General features: G+C 69.9%; 15 protein-coding genes. 5 read left to right on the plus strand and 10 right to left on the minus strand.

The window, feature by feature from the left end; translation table 11 throughout:
- Window positions 1-56 precede the first annotated feature (56 nt).
- Window positions 57-422: a hypothetical protein gene (locus ABTW65_RS21935; RefSeq protein ID WP_350664018.1), complete on the plus strand. Its 366-nt coding sequence runs from the start codon at window positions 57-59 to the stop codon at window positions 420-422.
- Window positions 423-436: 14 nt separating this feature from the next.
- On the opposite strand, the gene ABTW65_RS21940 is transcribed toward ABTW65_RS21935, so the two are convergent.
- A complete protein-coding gene (locus ABTW65_RS21940) occupies window positions 437-1,132 on the minus strand; it encodes a pyridoxamine 5'-phosphate oxidase family protein (RefSeq protein ID WP_350664020.1) in 696 nt (231 codons plus the stop codon).
- 72 nt (window positions 1,133-1,204) lie between these two features.
- Here ABTW65_RS21940 and pdxR point away from each other — a divergent pair, with 72 nt between their 5' ends.
- On the plus strand, window positions 1,205-2,548 hold the full coding sequence (pdxR, locus tag ABTW65_RS21945) for a MocR-like pyridoxine biosynthesis transcription factor PdxR (protein WP_350664023.1): 1,344 nt from the start codon (window positions 1,205-1,207) through the stop codon (window positions 2,546-2,548).
- Here the strand turns inward: pdxR and ABTW65_RS21950 are convergent.
- Genes ABTW65_RS21950 through ABTW65_RS21960 form a run of 3 tightly spaced genes read right to left on the minus strand, consistent with a single transcriptional unit; the run spans window position 2,545 to window position 4,685 of the window.
- Complete coding sequence (locus ABTW65_RS21950; protein ID WP_350664025.1) at window positions 2,545-2,811, minus strand: competence protein CoiA family protein; 267 nt, start codon at window positions 2,809-2,811, stop codon at window positions 2,545-2,547. The genes pdxR and ABTW65_RS21950 overlap by 4 nt on opposite strands.
- A gap of 10 nt (window positions 2,812-2,821) precedes the next feature.
- A complete protein-coding gene (locus ABTW65_RS21955) occupies window positions 2,822-3,253 on the minus strand; it encodes a DUF4233 domain-containing protein (RefSeq protein ID WP_350664027.1) in 432 nt (143 codons plus the stop codon).
- Complete coding sequence (locus ABTW65_RS21960; protein ID WP_350664029.1) at window positions 3,243-4,685, minus strand: bifunctional folylpolyglutamate synthase/dihydrofolate synthase; 1,443 nt, start codon at window positions 4,683-4,685, stop codon at window positions 3,243-3,245. Before ABTW65_RS21960 ends, ABTW65_RS21955 begins: the two co-directional genes overlap by 11 nt.
- A 264-nt stretch (window positions 4,686-4,949) precedes the next feature.
- Between ABTW65_RS21960 and ABTW65_RS21965 the strand changes: the two genes are divergently transcribed.
- Window positions 4,950-6,770: a M48 family metallopeptidase gene (locus ABTW65_RS21965; RefSeq protein ID WP_350664032.1), complete on the plus strand. Its 1,821-nt coding sequence runs from the start codon at window positions 4,950-4,952 to the stop codon at window positions 6,768-6,770.
- 71 nt (window positions 6,771-6,841) lie between these two features.
- On the opposite strand, the gene ABTW65_RS21970 is transcribed toward ABTW65_RS21965, so the two are convergent.
- Window positions 6,842-7,711 (minus strand): GNAT family N-acetyltransferase, encoded by an 870-nt coding sequence (locus ABTW65_RS21970; protein ID WP_350664034.1) that lies wholly within the window; start codon window positions 7,709-7,711, stop codon window positions 6,842-6,844.
- A gap of 79 nt (window positions 7,712-7,790) precedes the next feature.
- Between ABTW65_RS21970 and valS the strand changes: the two genes are divergently transcribed.
- Window positions 7,791-10,421: a valine--tRNA ligase gene (gene valS, locus ABTW65_RS21975; protein ID WP_350664036.1), complete on the plus strand. Its 2,631-nt coding sequence runs from the start codon at window positions 7,791-7,793 to the stop codon at window positions 10,419-10,421.
- Between the two features lie 149 nt (window positions 10,422-10,570).
- On the opposite strand, the gene ABTW65_RS21980 is transcribed toward valS, so the two are convergent.
- From ABTW65_RS21980 to ABTW65_RS22000, 5 genes are all read right to left on the minus strand, one after another.
- Complete coding sequence (locus tag ABTW65_RS21980) at window positions 10,571-11,500, minus strand: hypothetical protein (protein ID WP_350664038.1); 930 nt, start codon at window positions 11,498-11,500, stop codon at window positions 10,571-10,573.
- A gap of 116 nt (window positions 11,501-11,616) precedes the next feature.
- A complete protein-coding gene (gene clpX / locus ABTW65_RS21985) occupies window positions 11,617-12,909 on the minus strand; it encodes an ATP-dependent Clp protease ATP-binding subunit ClpX (protein WP_141803564.1) in 1,293 nt (430 codons plus the stop codon).
- A 100-nt stretch (window positions 12,910-13,009) separates the two neighbouring features.
- Window positions 13,010-13,615: an ATP-dependent Clp protease proteolytic subunit gene (locus ABTW65_RS21990; RefSeq protein ID WP_091049270.1), complete on the minus strand. Its 606-nt coding sequence runs from the start codon at window positions 13,613-13,615 to the stop codon at window positions 13,010-13,012.
- A 4-nt stretch (window positions 13,616-13,619) separates the two neighbouring features.
- Window positions 13,620-14,282 carry an ATP-dependent Clp protease proteolytic subunit gene (locus ABTW65_RS21995; protein ID WP_502890649.1) on the minus strand — a complete coding sequence of 221 codons (663 nt, stop codon included), beginning with the start codon at window positions 14,280-14,282 and terminating at the stop codon, window positions 13,620-13,622.
- A gap of 121 nt (window positions 14,283-14,403) precedes the next feature.
- Window positions 14,404-15,414, minus strand: a complete 1,011-nt coding sequence (locus tag ABTW65_RS22000) for a lipase family protein (RefSeq protein WP_350664041.1) — start codon at window positions 15,412-15,414, stop codon at window positions 14,404-14,406.
- Between the two features lie 209 nt (window positions 15,415-15,623).
- On the opposite strand from ABTW65_RS22000, the gene ABTW65_RS22005 reads away from it, so the two are divergent.
- On the plus strand, window positions 15,624-16,379 hold the full coding sequence (locus ABTW65_RS22005; RefSeq protein ID WP_350664043.1) for a hypothetical protein: 756 nt from the start codon (window positions 15,624-15,626) through the stop codon (window positions 16,377-16,379).
- The last annotated feature ends 60 nt before the right edge of the window (window positions 16,380-16,439 follow it).

Below are 16,439 nucleotides of genomic sequence, written 5' to 3' on the forward strand. Positions count from 1 at the left end.
GAGACCTGCACATCTCCTCCCCGCATCCTCCCGACTCCGCGCCCTAGGTTCGGAGCATGACCTCCAAGAACCTGTACGTGCTCGGCGGGATCGCCGCCGTCGGCACCGCGATCCTTCTCGTCCTCGGCGCCGGTGCACTCGGGATCATCGGCGACGGCGGGCGCGCGGACATGATGTACCTCGCCCCCATCGCCATCGTCGTGCTCGGCGCGCTCGTGGTTCGGTTCCGGGCCCGCGGGATGGCGTTCGCCGTCGGTGCCGCTGCCCTCGCCACACTTCTTGTCGGCCTGATCGCGATCGCCGCCGGGCTCCATGACGACGTCGACGGCGCCCGGGACATCGTGATGATCAGTGCGCTGTACGCCGCCCTGTTCGCGGTCTCGGGCTGGCTGTTCTGGCGTTCCGACGCGCTGAGCGGGTAGTCCAGGGAGTTCGACTACCCCGCCGTGGCCCCCATCTGGGCCGCGCGGCGTGCGACATCCTCCGGCGCCTGCCCGGTCGCGTCTACGGCGGTGACCGGTGTGCCGGCGACGCGGCGGATCGGGATCACGCCCGCCCAGATGCCGGCCTCGATGTCCTCCGGGTCGTCGACAGGGCCCTCGGCGCGCGCCTTCATCGACGCCTCGGCGAGCGGGAGGGCGAGCACGGCGGTCGCGGCGAGCTCCTTACGAGTGGCCGGACGCAGGGTGTCCCAGCGGCCGGGGATCATCTGGTCGACGACCAGCGCGAGGGCACGCTCGCGCTCCTCCGGGTCCTCCACCAGACGTGGGCGGCCGATGACCACGGCCGAGCGGTAGTTCATCGAGTGGTGGAACCCGCTCCGCGCCGCGACCAGGCCGTCGAGCTCGGTGATCGTGACGCACACGTCGCGCTCGAGCGCCCGCGCGAGCCAGCCGGCGGCCACCGAGCCGTGCAGGTAGAGCGACCCGCCTGCGTCCGGGCCGTCCAGATCGAAGCCGTACGCCGTGGGCAGGACGACCGGGTGGGCCTCCTCGCCCGACCCGACGGTGACGCCCAGGTGGGCGATGAGCGCCTCGCCGAGGAAGGCGTGGAGGCGCTCGCGGTCGGGGACGGCGCGGTTCTTGCCGCGGCTGATCCGGGTGCGTGGGGTGGGTGACAACGTCGTGCTCATGGCACCATCCTGGTAGCGAAGTGGCCTGCATGCACGGGCCAATTCCGACCCACTCCGACAGGCCATTCAACGATGCTCCCCGTGATCCTCGACCGCACCTCCAGCGAGCCGCTACCCGCCCAGCTCGCCGGCCAGGTCCGCGCCCTGGTCCTCGTCGGCACCCTCGGGACCGGCGACCGACTGCCCTCGAGCCGTGCGCTCGCGGCAGACCTGGGCGTCTCGCGCGCGGTGACCGAGCAGGCTTACGACCAGCTCACCGCCGAGGGCTGGCTCGAGGCGCGCCGCGGATCCGGGACGTACGTCACCGCGACCCGCACCACGAACGCAGCAGCGCCCCAGGTGACGTCTCGGCCGACGGCGCCGACGTCTGGGCCGACGGGGGTGACCTCTGGGCTGGACACGGGCACGCCGTTCTTCGATCCGCGCTTGGAGCCGGGGTGGCGGCGGGCGTGGCGGGAGGTCTCGGTCGCCACTCCCCCGCGTGGCTACGACGATCCGCGGGGGCTGCTCGAGCTGCGCGAGGCGCTTGCGGCGAGACTCGGACGCACCCGCGGCCTGGACCTCCATCCGGACGAGATCATCGTGACCGCAGGCACCACCGACGGGCTCCGAGCGCTGCTTCCCGAGCTGCGCCCCGGGCCGGTTGTGGTGGAGGACCCGGGATACCGGGCCGCGGCCGAGACGGTGCTCACCTACGGACGCGAGGTCATCGACCTGCCCGCCGTGGAGACGGTGGGCGACCTGGGTGATGCGGTGGCTGCGTACGTCACGCCGGCGCATCAGCACCCGCTGGGGCGCGTCATGCCAGCGGCCGACCGGCTGGCCCTCCTCGAGGCCGCCAGACGAGCGGACGCGGTGGTGATCGAGGACGACTACGACTCAGAGTTCCGCTACGACGTCGCGCCGGTGCCCGCGATGGCGAGGCTGGATCGCAGCCGGGTGGTCTATCTCGGCACCGCGGCGAAGTCGGTGGTCCCGACACTGCGTCTCGGCTGGCTGGTCGCGCCGCCCGACCTGCACGAGCTGATCCTGCGCCGCCGCACCATCACCCACGCAGGCGCCGCCTGGCCCTCGCAGCGCGCGCTCCTGACGCTGCTGCGTGACGGCTGGCTCGACCGGGCCGTACGCTCCGCCCGCCGCGTCTACGCCGAGCGTGCCCCGAGGGTGGCCGAGGCGATGAGCCCCTACGCCACGCTCGCCGGCCCGCTCGCCGGCATGTACTCCACCTGGCTGCTGCCCGAGATGGAAGCACGCAGAGCCCGCGACGCCGCCAGGGCGGCCGGCTTCGAGATCAACCTGCTCTCCACCTACGCCCGCACCAGCGGCCTGGCCGGCTTGGTGATCGGCTTCGGCGGAGTGACCGACGCCGAGCTCGATCGGGCGCTCACCGCGCTCACCGGGGCCCTCGCGCGCTAGCGACCGGGCGCTTCGTCCTCGATCAGGTCGAAGAGGTTCTCCAGGCTGTCCGGGTCGTCCTCGCCGCCGCCGACGGCCCACCCGGAACTGGTACGCCGCAGCTGCGCGCCCACCAGCCGGCACGACTCCCCGGCCTTGTGCGCGTAGTGAGCCGTACGCGTCCGCGGCCGTCGCAGCACCAGCGCGTTGCCGCACGCCGGGCACAGTGCCCAGTCGGTCGGCGTCTCGTCCGTCGCCATCTGCAGCTCGTCGCGCTCCTCCACGGCAGCCAACCTACCTGGGCTCGGCCTCTTCCCCGGCGCTTTCCTCAGCGCTTTCCGCGGCGTCTTCCTCGGCGGCGATCCGATCGAACGCCTCGAAGGCCGCGGCACGCTCGCTCTCGATCTTGCGACCGAGGATGTCGGCCATGCCCCACAGGACCGCGAAGATCACACCGACGACGAACATGACCGGGATCAGGAAGCCCATCGCGATCGCGACGACCTGCAACGCCCAGCCGACCCAGTAGGCCCAGGGGCGGCGCAGCAGCCCGGCGACCAGGATGCAGGCCACGAAGAACCCGAGGCCCAGCGGGAGCGCCAGCCCGGCGGAGACCCCGCCGATCGAGATCATCACGGGCGCGGCCAGCGCGACCGCGAGTCCCTCCATCGACACGATCGCGGCGCACATGCCGCGTCGCGGCGACTTCTCCCGCTCACTCGTCATCTGCGTCCGCCTCCAGATAGGCCTCCAGCTCCGGGTCGGCGGTCGGCACGACCCGGGCGGTCGCGGCCGACCGGGCGGCGGGGCCACGGGAGCCCAGCAGCGTACGCGCCTCCCCGGCGGTCACCACGGAGCCGGTCACCAGCACCGCACCCTCGGAGATCGAGCCGCCGCCGGAGGACTCCGACAGGCCGATCGCGGCGTCGATGGCGTCGGCGAGACGCGGGACCACCGAGACCCGGTCCTCGCCGAAGAGGTCGACGGCGACCTTCGCGAGCTCGACGGCCGGAAGGGCGCGCTCGGTGGAGTTCTGGGTCACCACGAGATGCTCGAGGTGGGGCTCGAAGGCGGCGAGCAGGCCTTCCACGTCCTTGTCGCCCATCACGCCGATGACACCGACGACACCCGAGAACGAGAAGGAGTCCTCGAGCGCGGCGACCGTAGCCTCGGCACCGGCCGGGTTGTGGGCCGCGTCGAGCAGGACCGTCGGAGACGACCGCATGATCTCCAGCCGCGCCGGCGAGTCGACCTTGGCGAACGCGTCGCGTACGAGCTCATCGGCCAGCACGGTGTCTCCCAGGAACGCCTCGACCGCGGCCAGCGCCGTCGCCGCGTTCTGCGCCTGGTGGGCGCCGTAGAGGGGCAGGAAGAGGTCTTCGTACTCCCCCCGCAGCCCGCGCAGCGTGAGGATCTGTCCACCGACGGCCGGGGTGCGGGACACGACCCCGAAGTCGGTGCCCTCCCACAGCAGCCGGGCGCCGACCTCTGCCGCGTGCTGGTCCAGCACCGCGGCGACCTCGACGGACTGCTCGGCGATCACGGCGACCGAATCCGGCTTGATGATCCCGGCCTTCTCGCGTGCGATGGCGACCGGCGTGTCACCGAGGTACTTCGCGTGGTCGACCGCGATCGGGGTCACCACGGCGACATCGGCGTTCGCGACGTTGGTGGCGTCCCAGCCGCCGCCCAGCCCGACCTCGACCACGGCCACGTCGACCGGGGCCTCGGCGAACTTGGCGTAGGCCATCCCGACCATGGACTCGAAGAACGACAGCGGGTGCGGCTGGTCGTCGTCGACCATGCCGAGGTAGTGGGCGACGTCGTTGAACGCGGCCACGAACTCGTCGTCGGTCAGTGGCTCGCCGTCGATCGAGATCCGCTCGTTGATCCGCTCCACGTGCGGCGAGGTGAACCGCCCCACGCGCAGGTCGAGGGACCGCAGCAGCGTGTCGATCATCCGGGAGGTGGAGGTCTTGCCGTTGGTGCCGGTCAGCTGGATGATCCGGAACGCGTTCTGCGGATCACCGAGGATCTCGAGCAGGGCACGGATCCGGTCCAGGGAAGGCTCGAGCCGGGTCTCGGGCCAGCGCGACTGCAGCGCTTCCCAGACCTCCTCGATCGTGGCCGCCAGACGCGGCGCGGGAGTCTCAGTCATCGGGTCGAGTCTAAGCCCAGGTCCGCCGATGGCCGCCGTCGCGAGCGCCATCAGGCGGGTGTGATGGCAAGGCGACGCCGCGAAGGCATACCGGGCGTCTGTTGAGCGGCGTCAACGCCGCCAGCGCGCCCGCATGGTGGCGCGCAGCAGGCGGAGAGCGGCGGACCTGGGCTTCGGGTGCAGGCGCTTCCCAGCGAATTACCAGACCCGGTACCCTCCCACTCATCTCGGACTGACCCCCATCCCCCACAAGGTCCACCATTCATGCGTACGCTCCGGGCTGCTCTCGCGGTCATGTTCCTGGCCGTTGCCTACGTCCTGGCTGCCTTCGCGCTGGTCGGTCAGCAGATGGCCCCACGGCGGCGCAGCAGGACCTCGAGCGACCCCGGTGGGCTCGTCCTCACCGAGCAGGACCAGCCCGGGCTGTGGGCGGAGGTCCGCGATCTGGCCGCCACCGCGGGGACCCGCGCCCCGGACGAGATCCGCCTGGTGCCGGAGGTCAATGCGGCGGTCAGCGAGGAGACCAGCCTCCTCGGGCTCAGGACCGGGACCCGGCGCATGTTCCTCGGCGTACCTCTCCTCCAGGGCCTCTCCCGCAACCAGCTCCACGCGGTGCTCGCCCACGAGCTCGGCCACCACAGCACCAGCCACACCCGGCTCGGCGCCCTGATCCACCGGAGCCGGCTGGCGATCGCCGAGGTCGCCGCCGGCCTCTCCAACCCGCTGGTGAAGCGGCCGTTCCGGACGTACGCCCGTCTCTTCTTCTCGCTCACCCGCCCGCTCGCGCACGCCCATGAGATCGACGCCGACCAGCTCAGCGCGACGGTCGCCGGGCCGCGGACCGCGGCCGTCACGCTGCGCACCCTGCCCGCGCTCGATGCCGCCTGGCACATCTATCTGGAGCAGTACGTCGAGGCCGGCACCCACTACGGCCTGCGGCCCACGCGCTTCTTCGACAACTTCACCAACCTGATGAGCGACCCCGAGCGGCTCGAGGAGCTCGCCAGGATCAGCGCGGCGCCACCCGAGTCGAAGACCTCGGCCTACGACTCGCACCCGCCGCTGTCGGAGCGGATCGAGCGGCTGGAGGCGATGGCCTCTGCGGACGAGGCGGACAAATCCGGCAACGCCGCCAGCATCCTTCGCTACCCGTCCCAGAACTTCCTCGCCCTCGAGGACAAGACGTTCGCCGGCTCGGGCCTGACCCCGGCGCCGATGGCCGAGATCGTCAGCGTCGCAGGGGCCCGTGCCGCGGCACTCAACGCCGAGACGCTGCTGAACGCGATGCAGGAGAACCAGATCGTGCCGGCCACAGTCCGCGGCGCCCTCGACCTCATCGCCTCGGGCAACCTCGACGCGCTCCTGGACCTGGTCGAGGTCGAGTCCACGACCCCCGAGGACGACACCTCGACGAAGCGGCGGGTCATCGCTCGGCTCCTGGGCGCCGCCATCGCCCACGAGCTGGTCGGCGAGGACAAGGCACGCTACGAGCTCAGCTGGGCCGGTCCGTGGCGGCTGGTCGACATCGCCGGCCAGGAGGTCGATCCCGAGGACCTCGCCTACGAGGCCCTCGGCTCCCCCGGCTACGCCGCCGCACTGCGCGCCTGGGTGCACCAGCTCGACGCTCAGGTCGACAACGAGGCGCAGGCGCACACCGCCCCCGAGACGCCGGCCCCGACGCCGCCCGACGGCTACATCGGCGCCTTGGCCCCGATCTCCGGCGACGGCTTCCGTACGCTGCTGGTGACCGACACCGGCCTGATGCTGCTCAAGCCCTCCGGCTCCGACCGCCTCGCCACCGGCCTCGCCTCGGTCACCTCCGGCTCGCCCGGCAGGAAGCTGATCCAGCGCGCCCTGGACAGGTCACCCGCCGAGCTCGCCACCGCGTCCAACGCCGCCTACGTCCCCTGGGACGAGATCCGCGCCCTCCACCTCAAGCAGAGCAGCAGCGGCCGCCGCTCCGCCGACATCACCACCGCCGCTGGCAAAGGCTGGTCTCTGCGGTGGACCAACGCCGCCGAGGTCGAGGGCCACATCTGGCCGGCTGTCGACCACTACCTCGGCCGCCGCTTCACCGTCGACTGATCCGCCGAGTCGGCTCATCCTGACCGCAACCCCCGCCGAGTCGGCTCGTTCTAACGAGCCGACTCGGCAGGTCAGGGGACGATCGTGTGGTTGGCCATGTCGACGACGGGGCGGTAGCCGATCTTGGCGTAGACGTGGTTGGAGATGGGGTTGTCGACGTCGGTGAACAGGCACAACCGGGTGCCGTCGGCGCCGAGGAGGCGTGAGGCCTCGGCCGTGACCGCGGTGCCGTAGCCGTGGCCCCGCTGCTCCTTCGGCGTGTAGACCGGCGCGATCCGGACCACGCCGTGCGCCGGCAGGGTCGCACCGATCAGGGACACGACCTCACCGTCGACCTCCCACAGCAGCAGGAACTCCTCGATCCGGCGCCGCACCTCGTCCTCGCTGACCGCAGCGTGCTCGTGGGCGTACGCCTTGTTCGAGGACTGCTCCCGGGCTGCGTGCCCGAAGTCGGCCAGCCACTCCCGGCACAGCTCGAGGTCGTCGTACGTCGCCGGGCGGGCGTGCCCGGGCACGCCGGACGGCATCACCAGCGTGCCGAGCTCGTGCAGACGCGACGCCATCGCGACGCTCACCCGCCCGCCCGCGAGCCGGGCGGTCTCCTCGGCCACCGTCCGGGCTGCTGGGAGCGCGCCGTTGGCCCCACCGGCGTACTCGCCCCTCGCATGCAGCGCACGCGCCAGCTCGAGCGCCGCCGGCTCGGGCATCGGGCACACGTAGAGCGGGTAGGGCTCGAAGCTGGCCGTCCGCATCGCCGCCCCGATGACCCGGTCACCCTCGCGGGCGACGGCGAACCAGCGGTACGGCCCCTCCTGCTCCATCCGGGTGGCCTTCTCCGCATTGGTGGCGACCACGTTGGCGGTCACCGGCTCCGCGGCGAGGTAGTCCGACGCGTTGGCGAGGAACTCGGCTGGATCGGTGAAGAAGTCGATGGTGCCCATGACCGAAGCATGGCGACTGTGCAACGCCGGTCTCAACCGGTTTCGCGCCAGCCACCGCGCGCCCATAGGATTTGGTCCCATGACTGAGACCACGCCCACGCAGACCGCACCGGAGACGACTACGCCCGCTGAGCAGCGCGTAGTCGCCGTACCGGACAAGCCGGTCCTCGAGGGTCTGGAGGCCAAGTGGGCCGAGCAGTGGAAGAACGAGAAGACCTACGCCTTCGACCGCACCCAGCCGCGCGAGAACGTCTACTCGATCGACACCCCGCCTCCGACCGTCTCCGGCAGCCTGCACGTCGGCCACGTCTTCTCCTACACCCACCCCGACCTCATCGCCCGCTTTCAGCGGATGAACGGCAAGTCGGTCTTCTACCCGATCGGCTGGGACGACAACGGCCTGCCGACCGAGCGCCGGGTCCAGAACTACTTCGGCGTCCGCTGCGACCCGAGCCTGCCGTACGACCCCGACTTCACCCCGCCGGAGAAGCCGGACCCGAAGCGCCAGATCTCGATCAGCCGGCCCAACTTCGTCGAGCTGTGCAACCAGCTGGTCGTCGAGGACGAGAAGGTCTTCGAGGACCTGTGGCGCACCCTGGGTCTCTCCTTCGACTGGGACCAGCAGTACACGACCATCGGCAAGGTCTCCCAGACCGCCTCGCAGAAGGCGTTCCTGCGCAACCTGGCCCGCGGCGAGGCCTACCTGCAGGAGGCGCCGACCCTGTGGGACGTCACCTTCCAGACCGCCGTCGCCCAGGCCGAGCTGGAGGCGAAGGACTACCCCGGCTTCTTCCACCGCGTCGCCTTCCACCGCGCTGACGGCACCCCGGTCCACATCGAGACCACCCGCCCCGAGCTGATCCCCAGCGTCGTCGCACTGATCGCGCACCCCGACGACGACCGCTACAAGGACCTGTTCGGCAGCACCGTCACCAGCCCGATCTTCGGCGTCGAGATCCCCGTCATGCCTCACGAGGCCGCCGAGATGGACAAGGGCGCCGGCATCGCGATGTCCTGCACCTGGGGTGACCTCACCGACGTCCAGTGGTGGCGTGAGCTCAACCTTCCCGCCCGCGCCCTGATCGGCCGCGACGGCCGCTTCTCCCGCGAGACCCCGGAGTGGATCACCACCGAGGCCGGCGTCGCGGCGTACGAGGAGCTGAAGGGCAAGACCGTCCACTCGGCCCGCGAGGCCGTCGTCGCGATGATCCGCGAGTCCGGTGACCTCGACGGCGAGCCGAAGAAGACCCAGCGGATGGCCAACTTCTACGAGCGTGGCGACAAGCCGCTCGAGATCGTCGCCAGCCGGCAGTGGTACATCACCAACGGTGGCCGCAACCCCGAGCTGCGTGAGCAGCTGCTGTCCCGCGGCGGCGACCTGACCTGGCTGCCCGAGCACATGCGCCACCGCTACGACAACTGGGTCGGCGGCCTCAACGGTGACTGGCTGATCTCCCGCCAGCGCTTCTTCGGCATCCCGTTCCCGGTCTGGTACGCACTCGACGCCGAGGGCAACCCGGACTACGACAAGCCGCTGCTGCCGAGCGAGGACCAGCTCCCGATCGACCCGTCCACGGACGTCCCGGCCGGCTACGAGGAGGCGCAGCGCGGCAAGCCCGGCGGCTTCCAGGGCGACCCGGACGTCATGGACACCTGGGCGACCTCCTCGCTGACCCCGCAGATCGCGGGCGGCTGGGAGGCCGACCCCGACCTGTTCAGCCGGGTCTACCCGATGGACCTGTGCACCCAGAGCCACGAGATCATCCGCACCTGGCTCTTCGGCCGCATCGTCCGCGCCCACCTCGAGGACGGCACCGTCCCGTGGAGCCACGCGATGATCGCCGGCTGGATCCTCGACCCCGACCGCAAGAAGATGTCGAAGTCGAAGGGCAACGTCGTCGTCCCGACCGAGATCCTCGAGAAGTTCGGCGCCGACGCGGTTCGCTGGCGTGCCGCGCTGACCCGTCCGGGCATGGACTCGCCGTTCGACGAGACCCAGATGAAGGTCGGTCGCCGCCTGGCGATGAAGATCCTCAACGCCTCCAAGTTCGTCCTCGGCAACGTCGGCGCGACCACGCTGAACCCGGTCGCGATCACCCAGCCGGTCGACTGCGCGCTGATGGCCCGTCTCAAGGAGACGATCACCAAGGCGACCGACGCCTTCACGGCCTACGACTACTCCACGGCACTGGAGGCCTCGGAGAAGTTCTTCTGGGAGTTCTGCGACGACTACCTCGAGCTGGTCAAGGAGCGTGCCTACGACGAGGACGGCGGTCTCGCCACCGAGTCCGCGCGCGCAACCCTCGCCACGGCTCTCCACGTCCAGCTGCGTCTGCTGGCCCCCTTCCTCCCGTACGTCACCGAGGAGGTCTGGTCGTGGTGGCAGACCGGTTCCATCCACACCTCCGCGTGGCCGCGTGAGCTCGAGCTCGGCACCGCTGCGGCCGCCGACCCGGCTGCGCTGGACGCCGTCGCGGCGACCCTGACCGGGATCCGGGGCGCGAAGTCGACCGCGAAGGTGAAGATGCGCCACCCGCTTGCCAAGGCCGAGGTCACCGGCCCGGCCAAGCTGGTCAAGGACGCCGAGGCCGCCGCGCCGGACCTCAAGCGGGTCGGCAACATCGTCGGCGACCTCTTCTTCACCGTCGACGAGAACGCCACGGAGATCTCCGTCACCGCTGAGCTGGCAGAGGTCCCCGAGGAGGCCTGAGCCTCAGGCCGACAGAGCCCGAACGACGGAGCAGGCCCCGGACCGCATCGCGGTCCGGGGCCTGCTTCGTCCCTCACTCCAGCCAAGCGCCCGGGGGGACTCGCTCGGCCGGTCACTCTGGCGTGGTGCAGTCGCCATCGGAGTGATCCCTACTGCACCGACTTCTCGGCACAAGTCTGGTCGTCCTTGCTGCCTTCCTTCGGCTCCTGCTCCGGCTCCGGTGCATCCGTCGTCTCAGTGTTGGACTGCTCATCGTCGGACGGCTCAGCGGATTCGGTGGTGGCCTCGGGTTCGGCTGCGGGCGATGACCCTACCGGGGTCTTCGGCTCAGCGCACGCCTCACCGCACTCCGGCGTGGCCTCCGGTTCGGAAGCCTCGTTCGATCCGGGCAGCGTCTTCACGTCCTCGGCGATCGCGGCGGTGAGCTCGCAGGCGTCCTCGGCGACCCGTTCGGCCTCGGACTCGTGCTTGGTCGAGTCCGCGTCGGGCTCCTTCGTCTCCGTGGTCGCCTCGTCGCTCTCCCGGTCTTCCTTGGGCTCTTCCAGCGGAAGGTCCTCGACCGGGACACCGGCGTCGGCGGCGATCAGCTGCCGCAGGAACATCGGCACGGCCTCATCGACCGGCCGGGCGTCCTCCTCGGCCACGAACGGCCACAGCAGCGGCGCCATGATCCCCGGGATCGGTCCCACGGACGGGACCAGCTTGGGGGGCTTGCCGTTGCCCTTGTCCTCACCGGGGTCGGCGGGCGCCGTCGGCTCCTCGGAGGGCGATGCGTCGGGCTGCTCGGCGGGCGCGGACGGCGCCTTGTCGGGCTTCGCGTCGCCCCGGCGCTCAGGCTGGGCGGAGTCCTCACGGTCGCTCTTCCGGTCCGCATCGGGCCTGGTGCTGGGGATCGTCGACACCCCGGAGACGCCGGGAGACGGCGCCGGCGGGATCACGGTGAAGTCGGCCTGGCCCGAGAGCGTACGCGGCACCCGGTGCAGCGCGGAGACGTCCGGGCTGAGGGTCTGGATGACCACGAGCAGGCCGATGAGCACTACGGCGGCGTAGGCCATCACCGGGCCCCTCTGGAACCTCACGTGCCCACTTCCCTACCGAGTGACGGAGCTGGAAAGGTACAGATGATCATCAGTGCGTATTGTGTCCGACCGCCCGGGCCAATACAGACCCGGGCGGCGAAAATGACCCAAACGGGCTACGCGGACTTCTTCTTGGTTTCCTTCTCGCGAGGAACCAGGGTCGGCATCTCGCCGTCGTCGACCACCTCGCGGGTGACGATGACCTTGCCGACGTCGCCGCGGGAGGGCACGTCGTACATCACGTAGAGGAGGACCTCTTCGATGATCGCCCGCAGGCCACGGGCACCGGTGCCACGCTCGAGGGCCTTGTCGGCGATCGCGGTGATCGCATCCTCGGTGAACTCGAGGTCGACGCCGTCGAGGTCGAAGAGCTTCTGGTACTGCTTCACCAGCGCGTTGCGCGGCTCGGTCAGGATCTGGACCAGGGCAGCCTGGTCGAGCTTCTCGACGCTCGCGATCAGCGGCAGTCGGCCGATGAACTCCGGGATCAGCCCGAACTTGGTGAGGTCCTCGGGACGCACCAGCTTCAGCAGGTCCTCGGACTCCTTCTCGGCCTTGCCGCGCACCTCGGCGGTGAAGCCCAGGGTCTTCTTGCCGACGCGCTGCTCGATGATGTGCTCCAGACCGGCGAACGCGCCACCCACCACGAAGAGGATGTTGGTGGTGTCGATCTGGATGAACTCCTGGTGCGGGTGCTTGCGGCCACCCTGCGGCGGCACCGAGGCGGTGGTGCCCTCGATGATCTTCAGCAGCGCCTGCTGCACGCCCTCGCCGGAGACGTCGCGCGTGATCGAGGGGTTCTCCGCCTTGCGGGCCACCTTGTCGATCTCGTCGATGTAGATGATGCCGGTCTCGGCCTTCTTGACGTCGTAGTCGGCGGCCTGGATCAGCTTGAGGAGGATGTTCTCGACGTCCTCACCGACGTAGCCCGCCTCGGTCAGCGCGGTGGCGTCCGCGATCGCGAACGGGACGTTGAGCATCCGGGCCAGCGTCTGCGCCAGGTAGGTCTTACCGCAGCCGGTCGGGCCGATCACCAAGATGTTGGACTTGGCGACCTCGACCTGCTCCTCCTTGGCGTGCTTGCCGGGGCCCTGGGGGCCGCCGGGCTGGAGGCCGGCCTGGACGCGCTTGTAGTGGTTGTAGACCGCCACCGCGAGCGACTTCTTCGCCTGCTCCTGGCCGATGACGTAGGAGTTGAGGAAGTCGAAGATCTCCTTCGGCTTGGGGAGGTCGGCGATCTCCACCTCGGAGCCCTCGTTGAGCTCCTCCTCGATGATCTCGTTGCAGAGGTCGATGCACTCGTCGCAGATGTAGACGCCCGGACCCGCGATGAGCTTCTTGACCTGCTTCTGGCTCTTCCCGCAGAAGGAGCACTTCAGCAGGTCACCTCCGTCGCCGATGCGTGCCACGAGTGGCCTTCCTTCCCCGACTTGTGCTGCTAGGTCCGAATAGTTACTGACGGTACCCCGCGCCGCGCCTTCAGTGTGGGAGCGGCGCGGGGCCCGATGGTCAAACGAGAGCGGGCGTCTTGAGCGACTCGAGCACCGAGTCGATCAGGCCGTACTCGACCGCCTGGGCGGCGGTGAGGATCTTGTCTCGCTCGATGTCGTGGCTGACCTCGTCCATCGACTTGCCGCTGTGGTCGGCGATCATCTTCTCGAGCAGCTCACGCATCCGCAGGATCTCGTTGGCCTGGATCTCGATGTCCGAGGTCTGGCCGAAGGTGCCCTCGGTGTAGGGCTGGTGGATCAGGATGCGGCTGTTGGGCAGCGCCATCCGCTTGCCGTGCGCACCAGCGCCGAGCAGGATCGCGGCAGCCGAGGCGGCCTGACCGATGCAGACGGTCTGCACGTCAGGCTTGATGAACTGCATCGTGTCGTAGATCGCGGTGCAGGCCGTGAACGAGCCACCGGGGCTGTTGATGTAGATCGAGATGTCCTGGTCCGGGTTCATCGACTGCAGGCAGAGCAGCTGGGCGATGACCGCGTTGGCGACATCGTCGCTGATCGGGGTGCCCAGGTAGATGATCCGGTCCTCGAAGAGCTTGGCGTAGGGGTCGATCCGGCGGACGCCGTACGACGTACGCTCCTCCCACTGCGGGATGTAGTAGTTCATGTCCTCAGTCCTTCTTGTGAGCGGGTCGGCCCTCGTCGGAGGCTTCCTTGGCGCTCCGGATGACCTGGTCGACCAGGCCGTAGTCGAGAGCTTCGGAGGCGGTGAACCAGCGGTCGCGGTCAGCGTCCGTGGTGACCTGCTCGACGCTCTGGCCGGTGTGCTCGCTGATCAGATCGAGCAGCACCTTCTTGATGTGCAGCGACTGCTGGGCCTGGATCTTGATGTCGGAGGCCGAGCCACCCATGCCCGAGGAGGGCTGGTGCATCATGATCCGCGCGTGCGGCAGCGCGTAGCGCTTGCCCTTCGCGCCGGCGCACAGCAGGAACTGGCCCATCGAGGCCGCCAGACCCATACCGACGGTCGCCACGTCGTTGGGGATGTAGTGCATCGTGTCGTAGATGGCCATACCGGCATCCACCGAGCCACCGGGCGAGTTGATGTGAAGGAAGATGTCGGCCTCGGGGTCCTCCGCGGAGAGCAGCAGGAGCTGCGCGCAGATCGCGTTGGCGTTCTGGTCGCGGACCTCGGAGCCGAGGAAGACGATGCGCTCCCGCAGCAGTCGGTTGTAGATGTTGTCGTCGAGAAGGCTCAGACCGCCGCCGTTGCCGCCTAGGCTCGGGGAGAGCCCTGGGGCACCGGCATGAGCGTCAGCCGCGCTGGAGTCGATGTTCACAGGATCGACACTAGCCGCCACATCCAGTTGTTCCACGGCTGGTGTGCCATTGTTCGCCGACGGCAGAACTATTGGCGATCGCGTCGCAATCCGAGCGGCGCCGCGATCCCCGCGGCTACGCCAGCCAGCGCAGCAGGGCGTCGTGAACCGCCGGATGGTTCGACAGCGGCGTCTCGGCGGTCGAGAGCGTGAAGCGCTCTGCCGTCGGGAACAGGTCGCGCACCCGGCGCGACCGCAGCGGCGTCTTGTGCCGCCACCACAGCATCTCGCCGAACAGTCGCCCAACCCGGTTGGGGCGCGAGGTCGCCTTGTCGGTCACCAGCAGATAGTCCACGTCCGGCCGCGGCGGGAGCATCGCCTCGTCGGCTCCGACGACCGCGATCCCGGCGAGGTGCTCGTCGAGCTGCTTGCCGACCCCACCCGAGATCGGGGCGGAGGTGACCGCGTAGGGAGTCGTGCCGAGGGCGATCAGCTCGGAGACGTACGTCGTCCACGGCCGTGCCCCGGCGGTGGCCACCCCGAGCGCGTTGCGGGCGATCAGACCGCCACCGGCGTAGCCGACCAGGACGATGCGCGGCGATCCGGCGGTACCGATGTGCGGCTCCGCCGCGAGGGCGTCGACGCACTCCTGGATCCGGCTGCTGAGCGCCACCGCGGCGGGCACCGACTTGCTGCCGGCCGACACGTGCATGTGCAGCGGCATCCAGCCGAGCAGCTCGGCGAGCCGGTCGGCGTACGTCGCGCCGGTCGCCTGGGAGCCCTCGTCCCAGACGGTCTCGTCCTTGCCCACCGGTGGGATCAGGACCAGGATCCGAGGACTCGTCCCGACCTGCTGCTGGGCGGCGGCCCATTCCTTCGGGCTGACCATGCGGCCCTGGTGCCGGACCGCGACGGCGGGCCCGGAGTCGGTGTTGACGACGCCGCGGATGATCGGCGTCGCGAGCGCGAACGGGGCCGCGAACGGTCGGCGCGCGAAGGCTGTGATGCGCCAGGCGAGCTTCGCCAGACCGACGAGGCCGGCGACCTTGCCCTGACCGCGGTCGAGCTGCTCCTCGGTGTCGGGGTCCACCGGGGCGTCCTCGACGTTGAGGACAACGGCGCGGACGGTCTCAGGGCTGGAGGTCACGCTGGCAGCGTAGGGCCTTCGCTGCGCCGACAGGATCACCTGTGCCCACTGGCTGGCATGTCTGTGTCTCAGATCACACGGCCGCGACCGTATTCAGTACGTTTGCGTTCACTCACACGTATGGTGACCGTGATGCTGTTGTTACTGGTGTTGCGTGACGATGGCGGTCTTCGCGGGTTACCGTCGGATAGGGAAGGGGGTGTCCGACCGTGGGCGACGAGAAGGAATCACACTGCCAGGCGTGCGGCGATGACCTGCTACCCGGAGCCATCTACTGCATCGGCTGCGGCACCCCGCTCCTGGCTCCCCCGGAGCAGCACCGTCCGCTCTTCGTGGACGAGCTCGGCGACGAAGCGGTAGGTCGCAGCACGCGAGGCTACTTCTTCGACCACGCTCCCCCGCCGCCAGAGCGACGGAAGGGCCGCACCGCCCCGATCCTGGTGATGATCGTGGTGCTGGTGCTCGTCGCCGGCGTGCTCGGGTTCATCTTCGGCAAGGACGGGAACGGACCCGTGCAGTCCGAGGCGGAGCCGGAGCCTTCGACCAGCCCCACCACGAGCGAGCCGTCGAGCGTGCCCTCCGTGGACCCGAACGCCCCGCCGGAGGACCAGCTGCTCCGCATCTCCCGCCTCGACACCGAGGCGGCCACCAAGCTCATCGGCACCTGGAACCCGCAGCTCGCGGCGGTCGGTGCCGGCGACGGCGGTGACGCCGACTGGCACCAGGCGCTGAGCCGCTACCAGAAGATCAAGACCCACCACCCCGACGCGCTGCTCCTCGACACCGGCGAGTGGCCGAGCTCGTACGTGAAGTCCGGGATGTACGCCGTCGTGGTCCCCCGTCCCAGCGACACCTCCACGCCCGCGCTGGAGTGGTGTGTCGAGCAGGGCCTGTCGAAGACCGACTGCGCGGCCAAGCATCTTGAGGTCTCCGGCGACCCGACGGACAACTTCGACGCCCAGTAGCGCCGAGCCGCACGAAAACGACAGCGCCCCTGCCGCGAGGCAGGGGCGCTGTGACGTACG

It is taken from the genome of Nocardioides sp. NPDC127503, from assembly GCF_040302165.1.
Taxonomy (GTDB): Bacteria; Actinomycetota; Actinomycetes; order Propionibacteriales; family Nocardioidaceae; genus Nocardioides.